The sequence below is a fragment of the Streptomyces sp. Ag109_O5-1 genome (assembly GCF_003814875.1).
Lineage (GTDB): Bacteria > Actinomycetota > Actinomycetes > Streptomycetales > Streptomycetaceae > Streptomyces > Streptomyces sasae.
Window position 1 is genome coordinate 5,829,181 of record NZ_RKQF01000001.1, and the last position, 24,105, is coordinate 5,853,285.

Annotated in this window: 18 protein-coding genes; 8 read left to right on the forward strand and 10 right to left on the reverse strand. The window is 70.8% G+C overall.

Annotated elements, in window-relative coordinates:
• Window positions 1–22: 22 nt before the first annotated feature.
• Window positions 23–457 carry a nuclear transport factor 2 family protein gene (locus EDD90_RS26245; RefSeq protein WP_123975484.1) on the reverse strand — a complete coding sequence of 145 codons (435 nt, stop codon included), beginning with the start codon at window positions 455–457 and terminating at the stop codon, window positions 23–25.
• Between the two features lie 158 nt (window positions 458–615).
• Here EDD90_RS26245 and EDD90_RS26250 point away from each other — a divergent pair, with 158 nt between their 5' ends.
• A complete protein-coding gene (locus tag EDD90_RS26250) occupies window positions 616–1,518 on the forward strand; it encodes a helix-turn-helix transcriptional regulator (RefSeq protein ID WP_123975485.1) in 903 nt (300 codons plus the stop codon).
• A 9-nt stretch (window positions 1,519–1,527) separates the two neighbouring features.
• On the opposite strand, the gene EDD90_RS26255 is transcribed toward EDD90_RS26250, so the two are convergent.
• Both EDD90_RS26255 and EDD90_RS26260 read right to left on the reverse strand, forming a co-directional pair.
• On the reverse strand, window positions 1,528–4,191 hold the full coding sequence (locus tag EDD90_RS26255; RefSeq protein ID WP_123975486.1) for a SpoIIE family protein phosphatase/ATP-binding protein: 2,664 nt from the start codon (window positions 4,189–4,191) through the stop codon (window positions 1,528–1,530).
• A gap of 130 nt (window positions 4,192–4,321) precedes the next feature.
• The gene (locus EDD90_RS26260; protein WP_123975487.1) at window positions 4,322–4,945 is read right to left on the reverse strand and encodes a PadR family transcriptional regulator; all 624 of its coding nucleotides are present in this window, start codon (window positions 4,943–4,945) and stop codon (window positions 4,322–4,324) included.
• A gap of 33 nt (window positions 4,946–4,978) precedes the next feature.
• On the opposite strand from EDD90_RS26260, the gene EDD90_RS26265 reads away from it, so the two are divergent.
• Together EDD90_RS26265 and EDD90_RS26270 are read left to right on the forward strand one after the other, a co-directional pair.
• Complete coding sequence (locus EDD90_RS26265; protein WP_260328069.1) at window positions 4,979–5,542, forward strand: hypothetical protein; 564 nt, start codon at window positions 4,979–4,981, stop codon at window positions 5,540–5,542.
• A 34-nt stretch (window positions 5,543–5,576) separates the two neighbouring features.
• Complete coding sequence (locus EDD90_RS26270; RefSeq protein ID WP_123975488.1) at window positions 5,577–6,773, forward strand: NAD(P)/FAD-dependent oxidoreductase; 1,197 nt, start codon at window positions 5,577–5,579, stop codon at window positions 6,771–6,773.
• 11 nt (window positions 6,774–6,784) lie between these two features.
• Here EDD90_RS26270 and EDD90_RS26275 read toward each other — a convergent pair whose 3' ends face one another.
• From EDD90_RS26275 to EDD90_RS26295, 5 genes are all read right to left on the reverse strand, one after another.
• Window positions 6,785–7,294 carry a molybdenum cofactor biosysynthesis protein gene (locus EDD90_RS26275; RefSeq protein ID WP_123975489.1) on the reverse strand — a complete coding sequence of 170 codons (510 nt, stop codon included), beginning with the start codon at window positions 7,292–7,294 and terminating at the stop codon, window positions 6,785–6,787.
• Between the two features lie 62 nt (window positions 7,295–7,356).
• Entirely contained in the window at window positions 7,357–8,166 is an 810-nt protein-coding gene (locus EDD90_RS26280) for a DUF427 domain-containing protein (RefSeq protein ID WP_123975490.1), read from the reverse strand.
• A 171-nt stretch (window positions 8,167–8,337) separates the two neighbouring features.
• Window positions 8,338–8,955: a hypothetical protein gene (locus tag EDD90_RS26285; protein ID WP_123975491.1), complete on the reverse strand. Its 618-nt coding sequence runs from the start codon at window positions 8,953–8,955 to the stop codon at window positions 8,338–8,340.
• A complete protein-coding gene (locus EDD90_RS26290) occupies window positions 8,852–9,589 on the reverse strand; it encodes an RNA polymerase sigma factor (RefSeq protein ID WP_123975492.1) in 738 nt (245 codons plus the stop codon). Before EDD90_RS26290 ends, EDD90_RS26285 begins: the two co-directional genes overlap by 104 nt.
• 144 nt (window positions 9,590–9,733) lie before the next feature.
• Window positions 9,734–12,838 carry an FG-GAP-like repeat-containing protein gene (locus tag EDD90_RS26295; RefSeq protein WP_123975493.1) on the reverse strand — a complete coding sequence of 1,035 codons (3,105 nt, stop codon included), beginning with the start codon at window positions 12,836–12,838 and terminating at the stop codon, window positions 9,734–9,736.
• Window positions 12,839–13,153: 315 nt separating this feature from the next.
• Here EDD90_RS26295 and EDD90_RS26300 point away from each other — a divergent pair, with 315 nt between their 5' ends.
• The 5 genes from EDD90_RS26300 to EDD90_RS26320 all read left to right on the forward strand — a co-directional run bounded on the left by EDD90_RS26300 (window position 13,154) and on the right by EDD90_RS26320 (window position 22,398).
• Window positions 13,154–16,018, forward strand: coding sequence for a PKD domain-containing protein (locus EDD90_RS26300; RefSeq protein WP_123975494.1), 2,865 nt, complete (start codon window positions 13,154–13,156; stop codon window positions 16,016–16,018).
• A gap of 427 nt (window positions 16,019–16,445) precedes the next feature.
• A complete protein-coding gene (gene snpA, locus EDD90_RS26305) occupies window positions 16,446–17,210 on the forward strand; it encodes a snapalysin (protein ID WP_123975495.1) in 765 nt (254 codons plus the stop codon).
• 194 nt (window positions 17,211–17,404) lie between these two features.
• Window positions 17,405–18,913 carry an FAD-binding oxidoreductase gene (locus EDD90_RS26310; protein ID WP_123975496.1) on the forward strand — a complete coding sequence of 503 codons (1,509 nt, stop codon included), beginning with the start codon at window positions 17,405–17,407 and terminating at the stop codon, window positions 18,911–18,913.
• Between the two features lie 234 nt (window positions 18,914–19,147).
• Window positions 19,148–20,569: a vanadium-dependent haloperoxidase gene (locus EDD90_RS26315; RefSeq protein WP_185149226.1), complete on the forward strand. Its 1,422-nt coding sequence runs from the start codon at window positions 19,148–19,150 to the stop codon at window positions 20,567–20,569.
• Window positions 20,570–20,808: 239 nt separating this feature from the next.
• Window positions 20,809–22,398: an FAD-binding oxidoreductase gene (locus EDD90_RS26320; protein ID WP_123975498.1), complete on the forward strand. Its 1,590-nt coding sequence runs from the start codon at window positions 20,809–20,811 to the stop codon at window positions 22,396–22,398.
• 32 nt (window positions 22,399–22,430) lie between these two features.
• Here EDD90_RS26320 and EDD90_RS26325 read toward each other — a convergent pair whose 3' ends face one another.
• Together EDD90_RS26325 and EDD90_RS26330 are read right to left on the reverse strand one after the other, a co-directional pair.
• Window positions 22,431–23,492: a CU044_5270 family protein gene (locus EDD90_RS26325; RefSeq protein WP_123975499.1), complete on the reverse strand. Its 1,062-nt coding sequence runs from the start codon at window positions 23,490–23,492 to the stop codon at window positions 22,431–22,433.
• Entirely contained in the window at window positions 23,489–24,094 is a 606-nt protein-coding gene (locus EDD90_RS26330; protein WP_123981652.1) for an RNA polymerase sigma factor, read from the reverse strand. The genes EDD90_RS26325 and EDD90_RS26330 overlap by 4 nt, the downstream gene beginning before the upstream one ends.
• Window positions 24,095–24,105 lie beyond the last annotated feature (11 nt).

Here is a 24,105-nt window from a genome sequence, read left to right on the forward strand (position 1 = left end):
TTTCATCTGCGGCGAGCCACGGTCAGCGGCTGCCGGCCTCGGCGCGCGCGTAGAACGCGGCGAGGTCGTCGGGGTTCTTCGTGTAGACGTCGATCCTCCGCACCGTGCCGCCCTGGACCTGGTGGATCTCGACCATGGTCAGCGGGAACTCCTCACCGGTGGTGTGGGCCGTGAGCGTTCCGGTGAGCTTTCCGACGACGCCGGCCGGGCCCTCGAACACCTGGGCATCGGCGAGGGCGACGGCTGCGTAGCTCATCATCGCGCCCAGGACCGACTCCACGAACACCTCACGGCCGTGGTGCACACCCCCGTAGGGAAGCCGGTCCGGCTCGTCGACGATCACCTCGGGGTCCAGCTTCGCCAGGACACCCGGCACGTCCCCCTTGCCCAGCGCGTCGTACAGGCCGCGCACGACGTCCGCGGGGTTCTCCGTCACCGTCTCGGCAGCGTTGCTCATCTCGTCTGTCCCTCCGGTCCAGTTCACGTGGTCGCGCCCTGCCGTGGAGGCCGGGGCACGCACCATGCAACGGGAAGCGGCCGGGCCGGGGGAGTCTCCGCCGTGAGGGGTACCGGCAGGGACCCCCACCCACCGCACGGGCTGCCTACCCTGACCGTATGGACAACCGGGACGCAGTCGGCGCCTTCCTCCGCTCCAGACGCGACAGGATCACCCCCGAGCAGGCGGGCCTGCCGACGTACGGTCAGCGGCGGGTACCCGGACTGCGCCGGGGCGAGGTCGCGACGCTCGCCGGAGTGAGCGTCGAGTACTACACCCGCCTGGAACGCGGCAACCTGCGCGGTGTCTCCGACAGCGTGCTGGACGCCCTCGCCCGGGCCCTGCGGCTGGACGACACCGAGCGCATGTACCTGTACGACCTCGCCCGCGCCGCGGGACCGGCGCCCGGGACACGTCCCGGGCAGCGAGCGGCCCGGCCGCCGACGGTGCGGCCGAGCGTCACACGGATCCTCGACGGCATGCCGCAACTGCCGGCCTACGTGATGAACAACCGCCTCGACACCCTGGCCGCCAACCCGCTGGGCCGGGCCCTGTACTCACCCATGTTCGCCGATGCGACCAGCGGTGCGAACGTCGCCCGGTTCGCGTTCCTCAACCCCGCGGCCGGCCGCTTCTACACCGACTGGGAGCGCATGGCCCGCTTCGCCGTGGGCGCGCTGCGCATCGAGGCGGGAAAGCACCCCTACGACCGGGAGTTGTCGAACCTGATCGGTGAACTCTCCACCCGCAGCGACCGCTTCCGCGTCCTGTGGGGCTCCCACGACGTGCACGTCTTCCGGGAGAGCAGGAAACGCCTCCACCATCCGCTCGTCGGCGACCTGGAGCTCGACCAGGAGACCATGAACCTGCCGGACGAGAGCGGCCTGAGTGTGGTCGTCTACAGCTCGCCTCCCGGGAGTCCCGCCGAGGACGGTCTGAAACTGCTCGCCGGCTGGACCGCCACGACCGGGCGGGAGCAGCAGCCGGAACCCGCGGGCGAACGGTTGCCCGAGCAACCCTGAAGCGGCGGGTCAAGGCTGTGAGGCGAGCCGTTGCTCGGTCCAGATGACCTTTCCCTCGGAGGTGTAGCGAGTCCCCCACCGGTCGGCGAACTGGGCCACCAGGAAGAGGCCGCGGCCGCCCTCCTCCATGGTGGTGGCCCGGCGCAGGTGCGGCGAGACGCTGCTGCCGTCGGAGACCTCGCAGATGAGGCTGCGGTCGTGGATCAGGCGCACCCCGATGGGGCCGGTCGCGTACCGGATGGCGTTGGTGACCAGCTCGCTGAGGATCAGCTCCAGGGTGAACGCCTCCTCTTCCAGACCCCAGTCCCGCAGCAGATCCGCGGCGGCGGCACGGACTCCGGCGACCGCCGCGGGGTCGGACGGCACGTCCCAGGACGCGGTGTGCTTGTCGTCGAGCAGCCGGGTACGGGCCACGACCAGGGCCACGTCGTCGCGCGGCGGCCCGGGCAGCAGGGTGTCCATCGCCGCCTGGCACATCTGGTCCGGTGTGCGCCCCGCCGGCTCGACGGCACGGCGCAGACGTTCGATGCGCTCGTCGATGTCGTGGTGCCGGTCCTCGACCAGACCGTCGGTGTAGAGCACGATGCTGCTGCCTTCGGGCAGGATCACCTCGGTCTTCTCGTATGGCAGCCCGCCCAGCCCCAGCGGTGGGCCGGCCGGAACTCCGGGCAGCCGGGCGTGGCCGTCCGGGTGCACGAGGATGGGCTCCAGGTGGCCCGCCCTGGCCATGGTGCACCGGCGCGAGACCGGGTCGTAGATCGCGTACAGGCAGGTGGCGCCCGTGAGCGTCGGTGTTCCGCCCTCCCCGTCCCGGTCCTGGTCGATGCACGTGACCAGCTCGTCCAGGTGCCAGAGGAGTTCGTCGGGCGGTAGGTCGAGCGTGGAGAGGTTGTGGACGGCGGTACGCAGCTGGCCCATGGTGGCGGCCGCGTGCAGCCCGTGTCCCACGACGTCGCCCACCACGACGGCGACCCGCGCCCCGGGCAGGGGTATTACGTCGAACCAGTCGCCGCCGACGCCGCCGAGCCCCGCCTCCGCCGGAACGTAGCGGTGCGCCACGTCGACCGCGTTCTGCTCCGGCAGGAGGTGCGGCAGAAGGCTGCGCTGCAGCGTGACCGCCATGGTGTGCTCCCGCGTGAAGCGGCGCGCGTTGTCGATGCTCACCGCCGCACGGGCGACCAGCTCCTCCGCGAGCGAGAGGTCTTCATGGGTGAAGGGGGTCGGCTCCTTGGAACGCCAGAAGGTCGCCACGCCGAGGTTCGCTCCGCGGGCCCGCAGCGGAGCGGTGATCATGGAGTGGACGCCGTGTGCCACCAGTCTGCGAGCGCGCTCCGGGTCCTGTGCCTGCCAGCCGGAGAAAGCCGCCAGGTCGGCCTCCAGCACCATCCGCCCGGAAGCGAAACCCGCCGCCTGCGGGGTCGCGGGGTCGAAGCGGATGAGCGTTCCGGCCGGGTAGAACGGCACACACAGCCGGATGCCGCGCAACGCGACACGGCGCAGTTCCGCGGCGCTCAGGGGGTGGGGTTCCTCGCCGAGCAGCACGGCGTCGGCCAGGTCGACGGTGACGTAGTCGGCGAACCTGGGCACGGCGAACTCCGCCAGTTCCTCGGCGGTGCGTGTCACGTCGAGGGTGGTGCCGATGCCTATTCCGGCGTCGTAGAGCAGCCTGAGCCGTTCCTGGACCACCTCCACCCGGCCCATCAGTGCGCTGAGTTCGGTCGTGTCCCGCAGCGTGGCGACCCAGCCGCCCGGTCCCGGCCGCACCGTGGGGCGCTGGCTGATGGCCAGCAGCCGGTCGCCGACCTCGATCACCTCGTCCGTGGTCGCCCGGCCCGACAGGAGGAGCCGTTCGGCCTCCGGGGCGAGTCCCAGGTCCGTGACGGGCCGGCCTTCCATGTCGGCGCCGAGCCCCAGCAGGCGCCTCGCCTCGTCGTTGGCCAGGAGCAGCCGGCCTCGCGGATCGACGATGAGGACGCCTTCGCGTACCGAGTGCAGCACGGCGTCGTGGTGCTCGTACATGCGGGTCATCTGGATCGGTCCGAGACCGTGTGTCTGACGGCTCAGCCGCCTCCCGATCAGGGCGCTTCCCCCGGTGGCCGCCGTGAGCACCACTCCGGCGGCCGTCAGGACGAGCGGCATCTCCCGTCCGGCCGCCAGGCTCACCTGGCTGATGGCGATACCCGCGGACACCAGCCCGATGACCTTCCCCTGCGAGTCGGTCACGGGGACCACGGTCCGGACGGAGGGACCCAGCGTTCCGACGGTCGTCTCGGTGACGATGCCGCCGTGCTGCGCCGCCGCGATGTTGCCGATGTAGTGCTGCCCGATCTGGGCGGGGTTCGGGTGGGTGTAGCGGATGCCCGTGGGGCTCATCACGACGACGAAGTCCACGCCGGAGCGTTTGCGGGTCTCCTCGGCCTGCTGCTGGAGCACGGCGCTCGGATGAGCCTCCGTCAGGGCCCGCTGCACCGTGGGGTCCGAGGCGACGGAGGCCGCCACGGCGAGTGAGCGCTTCTGTGCCTCACGCTCGGCGTCGTTCCGCGACTCCAGCAGGAGGGCGGCGACCGCCGCCGCCACGAGAACCAGGACGACCACGACCTGCAGAACGAACATCTGACCGGCAACGCTGCGTATCCCACGCCGGGACCACACCCGCAGGAGCAGTTGGTGCATACGGCTCATATAACACCAAAGGGGTACGACAACATCACCCCTCGGGCGGTACACCTTCACTCCACGGGCGCACCGCGCGTTCGTACATGTACGTTCAGTGACGAGAATCCCGCAGATCCCGGGACGGCGCTCAGGTCGCGTCCTGCCGTCCCGCGCTCTGGGCCAGAGCGGTCAGCTCCTCGACGGTCCAGCCGAGCCGGCCGCTGCGCAGATCGTCCGTGACACCCCGGAGCCAGTCCAGTTCCGCCGCGGTGACCGCCCGCAGATACTCCTCTTCGAGCGTGATCACTCGCGGCAGGCCCTGGACCTCCGTCTGCTCCGCCAAGGACCTGTCGTGCGCCTCGAGGGTCTGCGCAAGGGTCGCGGCACGCTGTTCCAGCACAGCGAGGGCCTCCTCCGGGGCGAGCATGAGGACGAACGACAGCGCGGCGGGGAACTGCGGGAACTCCTGCTTCGGCGCGGCCAGCATCTCGTCGAGCCAGACGCGCAGGGTCGAGCGCCCCTCATCGGTGAGCTCGTACACCGTCCGCTCGGGGTACTGCTGGTCGCGGCCGGTCTCCCGGACCGCGACCAGGCCCGTCGCGAGCAGCCGGTCGATCGTGCGGTAGAGGCTCGCGCGCTGGCCGACGTTGACGACCCGGTCCTTCCCCCACTGCTTGATCAGCCTCTGGATTCCGTACGGGTGCAGCGGCTGGAAGTGCAGCAGGGCCAGCACGGTCAGGGCCAGCGGGGAGCTGCGGGACGGGGTGCTCATGTCCGCATACTACCCACAGCGAAACTAGTTGACATGATACTAGTTGCACTGCAACTATCGACCAACGGAAAGCGCAGCGACCGCGAGCGGACGGAGACCGCAGAAATGACCGTCATCACCACCGAGAAGACCGCCACCACCGAGCGCATCCACGCCGACCACGCCGTGACCAAACGGCTGGGCAACTGGACCCGCGCCGGACACATCCAGGTGCGCGCCCGCCGGGGCCTGGCCGTGCTCGACCTGCGCTCCCCCGACCTGCCCGACGACATCGAACTGCCCCTGGAACTCCAGCACGCCACGGTCAAGCTGCTGGTGCCGGACGACGCCGTCGTCGAGTACTGGGACCTGCGCTGGACCGCCCGCGGCAAGGTCAAGGACGCTCAGGGCCGGACCGCCGGGGAACCGGCCCCCGCCGGCGCCCGCCGGATCCGCCTGACCGGTGCCGCCTCCGACAGCGAGGTCCGCGTGCAGCGCGGCGGCGTCGCGGTCCTCAGCGCCATGTGCTCCCGCGCCTACCTGGAGGACCTGCGGCTCGCCCACCGGACGGGCACCCACCCGACGGTCGACGACCCGGCACGCGGGCACGGCCACTGACCATCCGGCCCGGACACGGGAGAGAGGCGGACCCATGAGTGCGATCAAGACGGCGGCCGTCGTCGGAGGCGGCATAGCCGGACCGGTGACGGCCCTCGCCCTGCGCAGGGCGGGCATCGAGGCGACCGTCTACGAGGCCTACGAGAACACGGCGGACGGCCGCGGCGCCATGCTGATGGTCGCCCCGAACGGGCTCAGCGCCCTCGAAGTCGTCGGTGTGGACCAGGGGTTGGCCGGTCAGCCGATCCACCGCATGGCCATGACCGACGGACGAGGCCGGCGCATGGGCGAGTTCGGCGGGCTGACGGGCCTGCCGCCCAGCCAGGTGATGTGGCGCGCCGACCTGTACGGGGCGGTGCGCGAGCGGGCCGCCGCGGCGGGCGTGCGGACCGTGTACGGCAAGCGGCTGGCCGGGGTCGAGGAGACCCCGGCGGGCGTCACCGCCGAGTTCGCCGACGGGACCCGGGTGACCGCGGACGTGCTGGTCGGGGCCGACGGCATCCGGTCGACGGTCCGCCGGCTGATCGACCCGGCGGCACCCGGCCCCCGGTACACCGGCCTGCTCGGTTTCGGCGCCTTCTCGAAGGCGGAGGTCCCCCGGGCACGGACGGACACCATGTACTTCGCCTTCGGCGAGCACGGCTTCCTCGGCTACTGGCCGGTGCCCGGCCAGGGCACCGCCTGGTTCGGCAACCTGCCGTACGACGAACCGCTCAGCGCGGAGCAGGCCCGTGCGACACCGTCGGCCGCGTGGATGCGGATCCTGCGGGAGAAGTTCGCCGGGGACGTGCCCGGCCGCGATCTGCTCCGGGGCACCGATGACGACGAACTCCTCACCTTCGGAGGGCTGGAGATCCTGCCCTCGGTGCCGACGTGGCACCGGGGGCGGATGGTCCTGGTCGGCGACGCGGCCCACGCGCCGTCCTCCAGCTCCGGGCAGGGCGCGTCCCTCGCGGCGGAGAGCGCGGTGCAGCTGGCGCGGTGCCTACGGGACATCCCCGACCCGGACACGGCGTTCGCGACATACGAGCGGCTGAGGCGGGGCAGGGTCGAGAAGGTCGCGGCCCAGGCCGCGAAGACCAACAGCCAGAAGTCGATGGGGCCGGTCGCGACGAAGATCATGGCCCTGCTGATGCCGCTGGCGACGCGGACGTTCCTGACGCCGGAGAAGGTGTTCGGCTGGACGCACCGGTACCGGATCGACTGGGGCGCGCCCGTGGTGCCCGGCTGACGCCGTGGCCGTCAGGACGGGCGCGGCTCCTGCTCCACGACCGCGAACTCGGCCTTTCCCACGGTGAGTACGCCGTCCGTCAGCGGCGTGCAGCGTACGCCGCCCTTGCCTCGCAGAGCCCGCTGCGCGCCCGGACCGATGACGGCGTCCATCCATGCGCAGGGCCGGGCGGGGCGCCGTACGGCCAGCAGGACGGGGCCCGCGCCGGTGTCCAGCGACACGGTCGAGCCCACGTGCGCGTCGATGTCGACGCCACGGAGCAGGATGTTCCTGCGGGTGAGCGTGAGATCGGTCTGCGGGTCGATGTCCAGCGGCAGGTTCTCGGCCGACATGAGCGTGACGGCGGCGTCGCGGTGTGCCGGGCGCGCGTAGTAGCGGTCGCCCACGATGCCCAGGTTCCGCCGCACCTCGACGCTCCGGACCAGCTCCTCCCCGACCGCGGCCGAGGGCCCCTCGGACGGCCGCCCCAGGTACCGGTGCGCAGGCGACACCAGCAGCTGGACGACCTCCACCACGTACATGCCGTCCACTCTATTGCGTGGGCGCGCGGCCCCGATTCCGTGGGCGCGCGACGGCGAGCGCCTCAGGAACCCGCCCGCTGCCCCTTGTCCCACTGCGCCCGCGACAGGGCGGTGGGCCGCGGGAGCAGGACACCGTCCACGTACAGGTCGACGTACTCGTTGTAGAAGGCGACCATCCCCGCGACGGCGGCGCACGACACCGTGGGGAAGTCGTACGCCCAGGCCAGATCCTCATGGACGACCGGCCCGCGCGCGAACGACCAGTACTCGCTGGTCCTGCCCTTGTACGGGCATGCCGTCACCGTGTCCGAGCGGCGCAGCAGGGTCCAGTCGACATGGGTGCGTTCCACGTAGTAGCGGGTCGGCAGGCCGGTCTCGAAGAGCTTCACGGAGGACGGCGCGTCCGCCAGGACCGTGCCGTCCACCTCGACGCGCACCCGGCTGGACGAGCGCAGCGCGTCCACCCGGGTGTACGGGCTCCGCGGGTGCACGAAGACCTGTTCCTCCTCCTCGTACCACGCGTCGAGCGCGTCCCACCGGAAACGGGCGGTGCCGATGAGTTCCGCCGGGGCTCCCTCGTCCCAGACCCACGCCGCACCCTCACGGACCTCGGAGCCGATCCGCAGCGAGTGCCGCCGTGCGGGGCCGGGGCCCAGCCGGCCGACGCGGCCGTCGTCGGTCAGGACGCCCTCGGCCAGATCCCGCAGCGGAATGCTGTACTGCGGGTAGCCGGGCCACTCCCACACGTACCGCGCGCGCCGGGTGTCGAACACCCACCGGCCGCCGACCTGCGCGCGGATCCGCCGTGGCACCGGCTCGACATGCCCGACCGGGACGATCAGCCCCGGATGGTCCACACCCTCGTCCGCCATTCGCGATCACCTCGGTCTGCTGGATCGGCGCGCGGTACAACACCGTACGGGCACGGACCGAAAAGCAGCGCGCGCCTCGGCGGCCGCCCTCGGCACATCACCGGTACCGAGGGCATCGCCGCTGATCCACGAGGTCAGGAATCGATACAAGTCGCCGGCAGGGGCGACGGGTCACGCGGCATCGCACGGTTCGACCGGGCCCTTGATGAACGATGGCTTGAAGTAGTGGGCGTACCGCACGGCGGACCCCTTCCGAGTGGGACCGGGCAGGTGCTCTTCGACCAGAAACGCGTCTGCGTGTGTCATGACGTACGTGTAGCTCCCCTTGCCGTCGCCCGGCCTCTGCGGGTTCAGAGGCTCCCCCCGATCAGGCCGGCAGAGCTTGCCCGGGGGAATCTTGTCGATGACCGCCGTGAAGCCGGCCGCCCGGATCCTGTCCGCCAGTTGCCGGAACTGCTGAGGGCCACCCGACCAGTCGAGGTCGCGGACGGAGACGGTCAGGGTGCCGTCCGGGTTCTTCTCCACCGCATAGGCGGGTGTCTGCGTCCCGCCCGGCACCGCCACCGTCACGCCTGCCGCGATCGCCGCCGCCGCCAGCCCCCACGCGAACCGCTTCTGCACGCGGCGCCTGCGCCCACCGGTGCGTTCCTCTTCCATCGTCCGCCAACTGCGCATCAGGTGTTCCTCACGCTGGATCCGCCGGCCGACGGGAAAGCCCCGCTCGTCCGGCACGGCCAGCAGCCGGCGCAGTTCCTCTACGTCGCTGTCCCGACTCCGTTCCCGGCTCACCACGGTCCCCTTCCGTTCCTTCGCTCGGCCGGACCGCCTCGTGGCGGGCACCTGTCTGCTGCCGTCCTGCGGCCGTGGGTTCCGCGTTCCGGTCGAGATTTTTCTGCGCCACTCCTTCCAGCCGGCGACGCGCCCGGGCCAGCCGGGAGCGGACGGTGCCCACCGGCACCCCCAGCGCCTCCGCGGTCGCGGCGTAGTTCAGTCCGGCCCATACGCTCAGCGCCAGCACCTCACGGTCCTGCCGCGACAACTGGCTCAGCGCCTCGACCACCGCGGCGATCCGCTGCTGATCCTCCAGCCGTCCGACCACCTCCTCGGCGAAGTCCGACAGCGGTTCGGGCGGAGGCATGCGTTCCATCAGGGCGCGGTGCCGCCGAGCCGCACGTCTGCGGTGGTGCACCACGTTCGTGGCGATCCCGAGCAGCCACGGCAGCAGGCTTCCGCCGTGCGTGTCGACCTTCTCCCGCAGCCGCCAGGCTTCGAGGAACACCAGCGAGACGCAGTCCTCGGCAACCGACCAGTCGCCTGTCAGGCGGAAACAGTGGTTGTAGACCGCCCGCCCGTGTTCGCGGAAGAGCACCCTGAAGGAGTCCTCGTCGCCCGCTCGGACGCGGGCCCTGAATAGTGGCTCCATGCCTGGCTCTGCCAAGAGGCCACCCACCAGTTCCATGTGACGTGCATCACCGGCCCGGGAGCGAACCGCGGTGCTCCGCCCGAAAATCGAAGGCGCCCGGTGAGACCAAGTCTCCGGGCGCCTTCGGCGGACTGGACTCGCCCCCTACATAAGGGACTTGTATCCGCTCCAGCCGGTCGCGATCCGAACCCGCGCGCCGAACGAGCCCTTTCCGTCCCCGCTGTTGCGCCACACGTTGCCGCTGGAGTCGCGGGAGACCAGGTCCGGCCTGCCATCGTCCGTGATGTCGCCGACCCCGACGACCGCGTTGTAGGAACCGCCCCAGTTCGACAGCACCTTGACGCGGGCCGCGAACGTGCCGTCGCCCTTGCCGTTGTAGCGGTAGACGTTGTTGGACGTGTCCTGGACCAGCAGATCGGCCTTGCCGTCGCCGGTGATGTCACCGGTGCCGACGATCTTCTTGTAGCCCTTCCAGTTGTCGTAGAGCTTCACGCGGGCGGCGAGCTTGCCGGTGCTCGTCCCCTTGTAGAGGTAGACCGCTCCGGTGGACGCGTTCCGCGCGATCAGGTCCGGGCGTCCGTCACCGCTCACGTCGCCGGGCGAGGTGAGCACGTTGTACTGCGTCCAGCCGCTGGTCCCGAGGGTGGTGTACGACGTCGTCGGCTTGACCGCCGCCCCGCAGCGGGGCTTGTACAGCCGCAGCGCGCCGCTGCTGTAGCGGACGAGGACGTCGTTGCAGCGGTCGCCGCTGAGGTCGCCGAAGGGGACTGCCATGATGCTCGTGGGCCAGCCGGTGCCCGTGTACCTGTCGCCGAACTTCCCCGTCCCCGTGCCGCTGTGGAGGGTCAGTCCGCCCGAGGAGTTCAGGGTGAGCAGATCGCCGCGGCCGTCCGGGCCGTCGGGGCTGACGAAGTCGCGGCGCACCGGGGCTCCGCCCTGCAGGAAGCCCTGGCCGGCGGTCACCGTGTCCGGCGTGGCGGTGCCGGGACCGGTCGCCTTGAGCGTCCAGGTGTAGTGGCCGTTGGGGAAGTAACTCCCGCTCGCCGTCTTGCCGTTCCAGGTCGCCGTCACCCAGGCCGCGGTCGCGCCGCCAGTGAGGGTGCGGGTGGCCTTGCCGTTCGCGCCGCTCTGGAGCGAGATGAAGGTGAGCGACCAGGAGGTGGCCGGGCGGGACAGCACCCAGGTGCCCTCGAAGGGCGCCCCCGGGGCCACGTAGTCGCCGACCGACGTATCGAAGGCCGTCACGGCGGACGGGGCGATGCCCGTGGTGGTGACGTGGGTGCGCTCGTAGTCGTCGAACCAGGCGACCAGACCGGTGTACTCGTCGACCGTCCAGCGGTAACGGCGGTCCGCGGTCAGTCCCTTGTCGGCCAGGCGGGAGGCGATCGTGCGGGTGGTGCCGGTGGCCGCCTCGGTGAGGACCAGCGTGTCCGCGCCGTGGTCGTGGCGGACGGTGAAGCCGTCACCGAGCAGCACATCGCCGGGGGTGACCGCCCTCGCCGTACCGGCCTTGGTGTCGTACACGCCCGCCGAGTCCGTGCCGCAGGCCCAGTACACCCAGCGGCCCGCCGCCTGGAGTTCGCTCGGCACGCAGGCCAGCCCCGGGACGGTCACCGTGGTGAGCGTCTTCGCCAACGGGATGCTGTACGAGGTCAGCTTGCCGGCGGTGCCGGCGCTCCACAGGGTGGAACCGTTCAGGGCGGCGGCGCGCACGGACCGCTTCAGCTTCTGGCCCTGGCCGAACTCGCCGACGTACTGCGCCGGGCTGGTGCCGCCGGAGTCGAAGACGGCGTAGTCGTCGGAGACATCGACGATATGGCCGCCCTGGCCGCCGAAGTCCAGGTAGTGGCCGTCGATCGCCACCAGCCGGTCGTCGCCGAGGCCCTCGCCCTCGTCGGTGCCGCCGTTCGAGTCGAGGTAGACGTCCTGGGCGTCGAGGTTCCCCCACAGCGCCGAGCACGTGGTGCCCTCGTAGGGGCAGAGGGCGGAGTAGACCGAGCGGCCCGCCGTGGCCTCGGACGCCGTCAGCATGGCAGAGCCGTCGGTGGTGAGGGTGCGCACGGAGGTGGTGTCGTCGGTGGACTTCGGGTCGTCCTCGGCGACCCGAAGGCTGCCGCGGCTGAGCGCGATGCCCGTCTTGGCGTTCTCCACCGCCGGGGACTGCTGGACCTTCGCCAGGTTCAGCGTGCCGTCCCCGGCCTGGCTCACCCGCCGCACCCACCAGTCGGTGGCGTCGGCGCCGCCGGTGACCAGGGCGGTGCCGTCGCCGGCCGCCAGCGTGTACTCGCCGGCGCTCTCCAGCAGGGTCTGCTGCACCGAGGGATCGTCCACATTCACCGCGAGCAGCCGGGAGCCGAGCGAGGTGGAGGACAGCGGCAGCAGCAGCCAGTCGCCGACCAGGACCGGGTCGCCGTCGAGCGTGCCCGGGTGCGAGGGCAGGGTGACGACCCGGTCGGCGGCGGTGAGGTCGGAGCGGGACTTCAGATGCAGGGTGAAGGTGCTGGTGTCGTACCAGCCGACACGGTCATCGCTCATCACATAGTGGTCGGCGTCGTCGGCGTCGGCGAAGGCGACCGCGTTCACGGCCGACTCGACGTCGATGTAGTCGACGGTCCCGCTCCGCTCCCACAGCACACCGTCGGAGTCCGCGGCGACGACTTCCTGGTCCTGGATGTTCGTCCATTCACCGGTCACCTTGCGGGTGCGCCACGCGCCGTCGGCCTTGTCGATCAGGGAGTAGCCGGTGACGACCGTGTCGCCGGCCAGGCCCCGGTAGTTGCCGTGGCTGGAGACCGCCCAGCTCAGGCTCTCGGACGTGGCCGTGGCCGGGTCCCAGAGGGTGACGGACGGGGTGCTCAGGGCCGTCGGCAGGGCGACCAGGTCGCTGTCCGACCCGTACCAGGCCGTACGGCACTCGGAGCCGATGCCGGTGCAGCCGGTGCCCGGGGTGTAGACGCCGGCCGCGTTCTCCACGGTCACGGTCCTGCCGGTCGTGTAGTCGGTCCACAGCAGTCCGGCCTTGCCGGTCTGCCGGTGCAGGAAGCCGGTGTCGCCCGCGACGTACGGGCGGTCGGTGCGTGGTGTGGTGGAGCCGGGGTCGACCAGTGTGATCGCGGTGGTGTCGGCCTCGGTCGCTTCCGCGGAGCCGCCGCCCTCCGACAGGACGACGACGGACGCGGCCACGACGGCGAGCGCGAGCGAGGAGACGACGGCGGCCGGACCGCCCCGTCTCAGGGCGTGTCTGCCCACGTGATGTTCCCTCCCCTACGAGGGTCCGACCCCTCGCACAAGTGGCCGCATCTTACGCGACTCTTACCCAGCCCTTACCAAGGGGACGGTCGGGGGCGCCGGGTAATGAAGGAATCAACAGTCCGTAGTGCGTAGCCCTTGGATCGATCAAGATTCGTCCCGGACGGCTCACCGGCGGCACGGAAGCCGTGACTCGAAGATCAACCGGTACCTGATCTGCCGTATCGTTCCGCCAACTCCAGCGGACAACTGACTGGATTTCAGTGGTCGCGCGCGCCGACGTCCGGTGTCCCGCGGCCCGGGGGGAACACATCCATGAGCCGCAGGCGACTGCTCGCGACATCTGCCGCCGTCCTCTCCGTCCTGGTCGGCGGTCTCGGTACCGGCCTCGCCCAGGCCAGCCCGAGCACGGCCCTGTACGTCGACGACGACGCCACCGGCTGCAGCGACACCGGACCCGGCACGCAGGCGGAACCCTTCTGCCAGCTCCAGCCGGCCGCGGACGCGGCGGCGCCCGGGGACACCGTGTACGTGGCGCGGAACAAGACCCGGTACGCCCCCGTGACCATCAGGTCGGCCGGCACGGCGGACGCGCCCGTCACCTTCGTCGCGATTCCCGGCGACAACTCCGCGGCCACCGCCGCCGCCGTCGTCGTGGGCGACACCTCGACGCCGCCCATGACGTTCTCGGGTGCCCGGTACGTCGATGTGACCGGGTTCAACCTCTCGGCGCCCGATACGAGCGCCCTGGTGGTTTCCCGGTCCCAGCACATCACCTACGACACAGGCTGGTTGACGACGGGGCAGGCGGCCCCCGGCACCAACGGGACAGTCACCGTCGACGGCTCGTCCGCCGGCGTCTCGCTCACCCGTCTGCGGATCGCCCCCGAGTCCGGCGGCCCGGCCTTCGCCGGGGCGGCCGGAGCACAGGACATCACGCTGGCCGACGACCTCATCCACTTCGGCGGAGGCATCTCGGCCGCCGGCACCACGGGTATCCACCTGGCCGGCGACACCGTCCAGACGGTCTGCGGCGACGCCGTCAGCCTGACCGACGGCAGCTCCGGGTCCGTGGAGAACACCGTCGCGCTCCCCGACACCTCGGCATCCTGCTCCGACACCGGTACCCCCGCCGAGATCACGGTGGACGCGAGTTCCGCACCGCAGGTCACCGCGGACTACAACGCGGTCAACCCCCTGTCGACGGGGACCGACTACGACTGGGCGGGCCAGGCGTACGCCACCGGCGCGGCGTTCCTGACCGGCACCGGTCAGGGAAGCCATGACCTGGACCAGACGGACGTGGCGCTCTCCGCCTCGGCCGGACTGCCCGCGGAGCACTCGCCGCTGATCGATTCGGCGGACGCCGGGGCGCCCGGTGCGCTCTCCACCGACCTCCACGGAGCACGGCGGGTCGACGACCCGCTGGTCGCCGACACCGGCACGGGGGCCGGCGCCTACGACCGGGGCGCGGTCGAGTTCCAGGACCCGTTGGCCCTCGGGACAGCCAATCGCTCGCCCCAGACCGTGTACGTCGGTATACCGGTCACCTTCCGGGCCTCCTTCGTCAACCCGTGGTCGGACACCCTCGACGGCTACAGCTACACCTTCGCCTTCGGGGACGGCACCACGGCCACGTCCGCCACCGGTTCGGCCGCGCACACGTTCACGCAGCCCACCACGGGCACCAACATCTACCCCACGGTCACGGTGTACCGGCCGGACGGCACCAAGCTGGGCACCGAGGTCGGCAGCTACTTCCCCGTCAAACCGCTGCCGCTGCCGACCGGGCACCTCGATTGCCAGACCAGCCCCGACCTGCCGGACACCACGGTCTGCTACTTCGACGCCTCCGGATACAGCGGCTACCCGATCACCGGCGACCGGATCACCTTCGGCGACGGCTCGGCGGCCGTCTCCGTGACGGGTGCCAAGGGCTACGTCCGGCACACGTACGCCGCCTCCGGCACGTACACCGTCACCCAGCAGCTCACCGACTCCGACGCCCGTACGGCCACCGACACCACCGGGGCCACCGTCGGCCCGGCCTACGTCGCCGTCGGCCCGAAGCGCATCCTGGACACCCGCAACGGCACCGGCGCCGCCAAGCGGAAGGTGGGTCCCGGGAGCGTGGTCCGCCTCAAGGTCCTCGGCGTGGGCGGCGTCCCGGCCTCCGGGGTGACCGCGGTGACCATGAACGTCACCGACGCCGACGCCACCGCGAGCAGCTACGTCACGGTGTACCCGGGAGGCACCAGCCGCCCGACCGCGTCCAACCTGGACTTCACCGAGGGCCGGACCAACCCGAACCTGGTCACCGTCCGGGTGGGCGCGGGCGGCTACGTCGACCTCTACAACGCCCACGGCTCCGTCGACCTCATCGCCGACGTGCAGGGCTACTTCACGGCCAAGTCCATCACCGCCGGCGACCAGATGGGCAACCTCGCACCCGTCTACCCCGCCCGCGTCCTGGACACCCGCGACGGCACCGGCGCCGCCAAGGGCAAGGTCGCGTCCGGCAGCACGACGACCCTCACCCTGCCGAAGGGCGAACAGGGGATCGGCGTCATCGGCGCCGTCCTCGACATCACCGCGACCGGAGGCACCGGCAGCGGCGTGGTCACCGTCTACTGCGGAAGCCGCCCCAGCACGTCGAACCTCAACTACCGCGCCGGGCAGACCGTCTCCAACCTGGTCGTCACGCAGGTGTGCCCCGGCGGCAAGATCAAGGTCTACAACAGCGGCGGACACGTCCATCTGATCGCCGACCTCCAGGGCCTCTACACCAACTACAACGCCGACGGCGACACCGCCCCCATCGGCAGCCCCTTCGTACCGGCCGACCCCACCCGCATCCTCGACACCCGCAACGGCACCGGCGCCGCCAAGCCGCTCGGTGCCAACGGCACCCTCACCGTGAAGGTCGCCGGAGTCCACGGCGTCCCGACCGACGCGGCCGCCGTCCTGGTCAACCTCACCGGTGTCGCCCCGACCACCGCCACCCACCTGACCGCGTACGGCGCGGACAGCCTGCCCGACGTGTACGACGACAGCCTCGACGCCGGCGAGACCCGCCCGGTGCTGGCCGTGATCCCGGTCGACGCCGACGGCGACATCCATCTCCACAACGCGGCCGGCTCGGTCCATGTCGTCGCCGATCTAGAGGGCTACATCGGCTGACGGGGCGGAGCCGTCGCGATCGTTATGACCTCGGTCACAGCGTTCCGCCAATCAACCGGCGCGCTTAGTAGACACAGCGAGATGGACATTTGCCCATTTGTCCACCTTGGCCGGGATATGAACCACGGCGTGCGCCCCGGATTTCCGCCCGACCGGTACGCGCGCCCACTACCCCGCGTCGCAAGGTTTCTGACGTAGCGTCAGCCATCCCTCCCGTCGCCGTACGCGGACCGGAGACCCGCACCCCGCTCCGGCGGGGTGCCGGGACCTACGAGGCGACGTAGTTGCGGGGACCCTTTGCGCTCCCTGTGGAGCCGTTCTAAGAATGTCGACCCACAGGACGTCGCCGCAGTTCGGAACCGGTGTTCCCACAGATTCGACCGCACACCGGGCGCTCGGCGTCACCGAGTGAGTAGGAGCCCCCCACATGAAGTCGTCCCGAACCTCCGCGAGACTCCTCGCTCTCGCCCTCGGCCTGGGACTGCCCGCCGGCGTGCTGGGCGCGACGGTGCCGGCGAGCGCCCAAACGGCCGCCGCCCCGTCCGCCTCCGCCGGTACCTCCGTGGCGGGGTACGACGGGTCGACCGAGGAGGCCGCGAACAACAAGGCGTTCTTCGAGGCCGTGCTCAGGTCGGTCGCCGCGAAGCGCGCCGCCCAGCCCGGCGCGCAGGCGGTGACCGTCTACTACGACGACTCCCAGGCACCGAGTTTCCGTTCGCAGATAGCGAGCGCGGCCTCGATCTGGAACAGCTCCGAGTCCCACGTGAAGCTCAAGGAGGCGTCGAGCGGTGCCGACTTCTCCTACCGCGAGGGAAACGACTCGCGCGGGTCCTACGCCTCCACCAACGGCCACGGAAGCGGCTACGTCTTCCTCGACTACACCCAGACCCGGCAGTACGACTCGATCCGCGTCGCCACCCACGAGACCGGGCACGTGCTGGGCCTGCCGGACGACTACGGCGGGCCGTGCAGCGAGCTGATGTCGGGCGGCACCGCGGGCACGTCCTGCACCAACCGCTACCCGAGCGCCGCCGAGCGTTCGCGTGTCGACCAGCTGTGGACCACCGGACTCGCACAGACCCAGGGCACGGCGAACCAGACCACCGACCAGCCGGGCACCACGGCGCAGCTGCCGACCCTGACGCCGGGCCAGGGCCCGTGGAGTCCGCTCCTGGGCATGCCCTGGAGTTGACCGCGTTTCACCCACCGCCACAGCTGACAGAGCACCCCCAGGTCCAAGGCCTGGGGGTTTCTGCTGGACCGGGCGACGAGAGTCGCGAGCGAGTCGAGACGGTCCATCGACTTTGCTTTTGTTACCGTCCTCTTCGAATAAATCGTCCACAAAAGACCGATTCGCGCCCGCTGGCGGCCGAGAGGACACGGACCATGAACGACTTTTCCCGTCGCAGACTGCTGAAGACGACGGCGGTCGCCGGCGCCGGTGCGGTCGTCGTGCCGGGGGCCGCGGCCGCCGCGGCGCCCGACGCGAGTGCCATGACCGGTGCCGCCGAGAGCGAGGCGAACGGGGCGCACTGCGGGCCGGCACAGCTGACCGGTCGGATCGTCCGCCCCGAAGACCCCGGGTACACGGACGCGCGCCTCGGCTGGGACCAGCTCTTCTCCCACTATCCGCTGGTGATCGTCTTCGCCCAGAACACCCAGGACGTGGTCAACGCCCTGACGTGGGCGCGCCAGAACAACACCGCGCTGCGGATCCGCAGCGGCCGCCACAGCCTGGAGGGCTGGTCGAACGTCGACGCCGGCCTGGTGATCGACATCAGCGAGCTGAAGTCGGTCCACATCGACGCCGGCGCTCGCATCGCGACCGTCGGTGCCGGTCTCAACCAGCTGGAGGCGGTGACCACACTCGCGAAGCAGAACTTCGCGGTGACGACCGGGACCGAAGGCAGCGTGGGTCTGTCCGGGGCGACGCTCGGCGGCGGGTTCGGCTTCCTCACCCGCTGGCTCGGCATGGCCTGTGACAGCCTGATCGGCGCCGAGATCGTCGTCGCGGAGGACGGCGAGTGCGCCAGGGTGCTCAACGTCGATCTGAACCACGACGCGGATCTGCTGTGGGCGCTGCGCGGAGCGGGCAACGGCAACTTCGGAATCGTCACCTCGCTCACCTACAAGCTGGCCCCGCTGAAGAGCGTCACGTATCTGACGGCCACCTGGGACGGGATCAGCGACCTGCGCAGGATCTTCGAGACCTACCAGCGCATCGCGCCGTACACCGACAGCCGCCTCGGCACCCAGCTCGAAGCCCACCGCAACCAGATCCTGCTGTTCGCGGTCCTCCCGGAAGGGACACCCGCGGAGGCGAAGAGGCTGCTGGCCCCGCTCCTGTCGATCGACAGCCCCCAGGTGACGACGCAGGTGGGAAACTGGGGCGACGTGTACGCGGGATTCCAGGTCCCGATCGAGAACGAACCCGCGAACTGGAAGTTCTACTCGCAGTTCGCCAAGAAGCCGCTCCCGCCCAAGGCGATCGACATCGTCGCCTCGTTCGTCAAGATCGCCCCCACGGACGACAGCAACTACTTCGTCCAGGCGTTCGGCGGGAACGTCAGGAAGTCCCCGCGCGGCGGCACCTCTTTCCCGCACCGCGACGCGCTCTTCTACGCCGAGCCCGGCGTCGGCTGGGGCAAGCGCAGTGACCAGCCGGGCATCTGCGACCCGCTCACCCCGCAGGCCCAGGCCTGGATCGCCGAGTTCAGCCAGGCAATGCGCCCCTTCGTGGACGGCGCCTACGTCAACGTGCCGAACATCGGCACGCAGGACTGGGAGACCGCCTACTGGGAGTCCAACTTCGACCGGCTGCGCCGGATCAAGGCGAAGTACGACCCGCACAACGTCTTCCAGTACGACCAGAGCATCCCGCCCGCGGTCTGCTGACCGAGCGGCACCCGAGCCCCCTCCCCGACCGGCGAGGGGGCTCAGCCGTGTGTACCTGCCCTGAGCCTCAGCCGTATCCCATGACAGGCATAACGGCGTGTTTATCGTCTATACCGGCATATCTGACATTACGCTGCCGCTGTTGATCAGCGACGCCAAAGGAATGCCATGCCTCTCGAACCCGAAAAAACCGGTCATCGCCGTCGGCCGGCCGCGAAGTCCGTGCTCTCACGCTTGAAGTCCGGTGTCGGAGGGCGCTTCGGACGGCTACGGGCCGCCGCCGTGGCCGGTGCCCTGCTCGCCGGACTGAGTCCGGTGGCGGCCGGTGCGCCACCGGCCGCCGCCGCGACAGGACACCGAGACGATCCGACGCAGTACTGGAACAACGTCCTGCTCCAGACGTTCCGCAATGCCCAGGGCTGGGACGCCTCGCCCGGCAAACTCTCCAGGTCCGGGGCGATGGTCTTCGCGGCGATCTACAACGCGGAGAGCGCCTATCAGTACACGTACGGGACCCTGAAGTACGAGCCGTACCTCAACCAGCCGCTGAAGTACGCCGACAGACACTCGCGGCCGAGTCCGGACGAGGAAGAGCGGCTGATCGACCGCACGGCGTACCGGATGATCTCGCAGCTGTACCCGGGCGATCAGGCGTACATCGACGCCCGGTACCGGGCCCGGACCGGCAAGTCCCCGCACTCCTACGATCCGCTCGACCGTCTGGTGGTCGACCCCGTGGTGAGGCAGATCAACAAGTCCCGGGCGGGCGACGGTTCGAACAACCCGGACGTCTACAGCGGCGACACCACCACGCCTGGAGCCTGGCGGCCGACGGGTGAAGCGGACTGCAAGAAGCCGAGCGACGCGGTGACCCCGAACTGGGGCAAGGTCAGGCCGTTCGTGCTCCGTTCCGGCTCGCAGTTCCGGCCTCCCACCCTGCGCGGCTTCACGTCCTACGCCGATCTGGTGGCCAGCCCGCAGTACGCGGCCCAGCGCGACGAGGTGCGACGGGTCGGTGCCGTCGACTCCACCGAGCGCACCTTCGAGCAGACCGTCATCGCCTGGTTCTGGGACCATGACGTGAACGGCACCTACCACCCCCCGGGGCAGATGCTCGACCTGACCGGGATCGTCGCCAGGAAGTTCAAGCTCGACACGTACGAGACCACCCGCTTGTTCGCACTGTCGGCGCTGTCGTTGGCGGATGCCGGCATCGCGGCCTGGGACACCAAGTTCGACACCCCGATCAAGCTCTGGCGCCCGGTGACCGCGATCCAGGCGACGGGCGGCGCGAACGCGACCTGGGAGCCTCTCGGCGCGGACCGCGCAGGGGCACCGCTCACGCCGTGCTTCCCCGCCTGGACCTCCGGGCACGCCAACTTCACGGCCGCGTGGGCAGGTGCGATGAAGCACTACTTCGGTCGTGACGACGCCTCGTTCGTCGCGCACTCCGAGGACCCGCACACCATCGAGGCGTACCGCCAGATGAGGAGCTTCAGCCAGGTCGCCCAGGAGGGCGAGTTCAGCCGACTCTGGCTGGGCATGCACTTCCGCTGGGACGCCGAGGACGGAAGGGCGATCGGAACCAACGTCGCCGACTACGTGTACGCCAACGCGCTGCAGCCGACACGGCAGGGCCATACGTACGAGCACTGAGACGACACCGCGGCCCAGGCCCGCGCAGGCAGAGCCGGGCCTGGCCGCCGCGCCGGCCGAAGCCCTGGGGAAGCGGCCCCCGGGTGTCTGTGCGCTGCTTGGCGGTGTGTGTCTCGCCCTTTCGTGTGGCGGGTCCGGCGCGTGGGCGGCCGACGGGGAAGGCACCGGCCGACGATCGGTCGACTGGCCGATCGGATCGCAGGAGGAGCCTGCGAACCGCTGCGTGAGGGTAGGGCACTGTGATCGACAGGCGGAACGTGCTGCGGGCGGGTGTGCTGGGCGGCGTCGGCGGGGCGTTGGGGCTGCAGGCACCGGGGAGCGCGGCGGCGGCCGGGGAAGCGGGGCCGGTCAGCGCCCGGGACTGGAAGCGGCTGGCCGACGCGCTGTCCCCCGGGGCCGACCTCTACCGGCCGTCCGGCTCCGTGTACGAGTCGCTGGCCCTGCCGTTCAACCACAGGTACGCCGGAATCCGGCCCGCCGGCATCGTCACCTGCGCGACCGCCGAGGACGTGTCCGTCTCGATCCGCTGGGCCCGTGAGGTGGGACTGCCCGCCGTACCGCGCTCCGGGCTGGGACACAACTACGCCGGGTACTCGGCCACCACGGGCCTGCTGCTGAACATGGCCCGTATGAAGAGCATCGTCTCCACCCCGGCGCCGGGCCGTGCCCACTCCCGGGTCTACGGGCCGATGAAGGTCGTGCACGACGCCGGCACCGTCACCGTGGGGGCAGGCGTCACCAACGGCGACCTGCATCCGCTGCTGGAGGACCAGGGCATGTTCGTGCCGACCGGTCGTTGCCCCAGCGTCGGCGTCGCGGGACTGGTGCTCGGCGGCGGTATCGGCTTCAGCGACAAGATGTTCGGCCTGACCTGCGACCGGCTCGTCTCCACGACCGTCGTCCTCGCCGACGGACGCACGGTCAAGGCCGACAAGGACTCGCACCCCGACCTGTACTGGGGCTGCCGCGGCGGGGCCGGCAACAACTTCGGTGTCAACACCTCGTTCACCTTCCAGTACGAGCAGTTCGAGGGCACCGTGGGCTTCTACCAGTTCCGCTGGAGCCTCGACTCCGTTGTGCCGGTGGTCGCCACCGCGCAGCACATCGCCCAGGAGACCGAGGGCGACAGGCGGTTCCATATGCGCATGGGCATCGGGACCAACGGGACGACCAGGGCGCAGATCCGTGCGAACGCCAACGTCAACGCCATCGGCCAGTTCTACGGCACGGTCCAGGAACTGCGTGCCATCCTCGCTCCGCTGCTGAAGATCGGCACGCCCGAGGAACGCGCCCGCAACAGCGCGTCGGTCCGTCAGGTCACGCCCGGTGAGGCAAGCGTACTGCTGAGCGCCACCACACCGATCGATCGCTTCGCCACCAAGTCGGCGATCCTGGACTCCCGCACCCTTCTGTCCGATCAGCAGGTCGGCGCGGCGGCCGAGCGCCTGCTGGACTGGCCCGGCAGCAACAACGAGGACGGCGCCGGGTTCGCGATGTTCGCCCTCGGCGGTGAGATCAACCAGGTTCCGCCGGACGCGACCGCGTTCGTCCACCGAAGCGACCTCTTCGTCTTCGCCGCCGAGACCTCGTGGGCGGACTACGACACCGCCGCCGTCGCCGAGGCCAACCTCCGCTGGCTCCAGCAGTTCTACGACGACATCTTCCCCGGCAAGGCGCCCGACCAGGCGTACCAGAACTTCCCCGACCCGACGCTGAAGAACTGGCGAGAGGCCTACTACGGCGCGAACTACCCCCGCCTGGTCGACGTGAAGCGGAAGTACGACCCGACCGGCTTCTTCGACTACCCGCAGGCGATCGGCACGCGCTGAGCCCGAACGGCGCCGATCCCTGAGGCGGAGTGTCAGCTCCGGGGCTCGGTCCGGGTGCGGTCCGCGTCCGCGGGCCGCTGTCCGGCCCTGTCCACGACGGCGAGTTCCAGCTCCGCCTCGCTGGACAGCAGCGTTCCGGCCTTTCCGTACGAGGTGTCCTTGGTCAGATAGCTGCGGGAGCCGAGGAAGGCGAAGTCCTTCCCGTCGAAGACCCACTCGGTCCTGATGCCGTAACGCGTGTCGTCGCGGGCGACACCGAGGCCCCGGCGGCCGATCGCGTCGCGCGCCTGCGGGGCCGCCGTGACGCCGGGGATCCTCGCCGCGGCCCGGTAGAGGGCGGCGGCCGTACGCGGTGGCATCATCCCGCCGAGCAGGGACCCGATCTGCTCGAACACCGCCTGGTCCCGTCCCCGCCCCTCGGCGTGCGGGGTGTTGGCATACAGGTACGCCAGCAGCTTGTCGGGGTCGGTGGGCAGCGTGCTGAGCCAGCTGTAGGTGGGCCGGCTGAGACCGGCCGGGGTGCCGCCGGTGTCACCGAACTCGGCGTTGACCGGCAGGGTCTCGCCGTCCTCCCGGACCAGCCCGAGCTTGTGCAGGGGCCCCGGTTCCTGGGCGGACCACGCCTCCCGTTCCTTCAGCGGGTCGAGGACAGCCTTCCCGCTGGTCAGATCGGCCCCCTGGGCCTTCTCCCGGGTGTAGACGAACTGGTCGTCCCGCACGCGGGGCGTGCTGCGCTCCTCGGCGGCGTCGGAGATCCGGCCCAGGATCGCGGCGGCGGGCTGCATGTCGGTGGCCGGACGGTGCGAAGCGGTGCCGGAGGGCGTCCCGCCGTTGCCGTGCAGGGCGACTCCCGCGGCCAGCGCGCAGGCCAGGGTCAGGGCGGTCGCCGGCACCAGGAGCGCGGGCCGCAGCAGTCGGCCGGCGGGGCGGGTACGGGGCGCCTGGTCTCGGTCGATGTGGTGCATCAGCAGTTCCTTGTGACGAAGGTGCTGCTCGCGCGGAAGGTCCCAGTCGGCCGGGGCCGGCAGCAGGCGGGCGATCTCCTCGCGGTCGCCGCTGCGCTCCGGGGAAGCGCCGGTGGTCCTGTCGTTCATGTGAGCTCCTCCCGTACGGGCAGGGCCGCGATCGCGGCCGCACTTGTCATCTCTCCGCGGGTGGCGGGTGGTTCCCGGTCTTCTTCCGCGAACCGGGCAAGCTTCTTGCGGGCACGCGAGAGGCGGGAGCGTACGGTGCCGACGGCGATGCCCAGGGCTTCGGCCGTCTGCTGGTAGTCCAGGCCGGACCACACGCACAGAGCCAGTACCTCCCGTTCCTGGCGCCGCAGCCGGCCCAGCGCGGCATGCACGGCGCGCAGCCGCCGTGCGTCGTCGATGCGCCCCACCGTCCGGGCGGCGAAGTCCTCCTCCGCGCCCGGCTGCGGCTGACGCGCCAGGAACAGCTGGCGTCTGCGCTGTCCCCGGCGGGCGTTGTCCGCCTTGTGGGTGGCGATGCCCAGCAGCCAGGGCAGCAGCGAACCGCCGTCCTCGAGCACCCGTGCGCGGGTCCGCCACGCGGTCAGGAACGTCTCGGACATGACCTCTTCGGCCGTCGACCAGTCGCCGGTCAACCGCAACCCGTGGTTGTACACGGCGCGGGCGAACTCCTCGTACAGCTGGGCGAACGCCTCGCGGTCCCCTTCGCGCACACGGCGGCGCACATCGTTTTCTG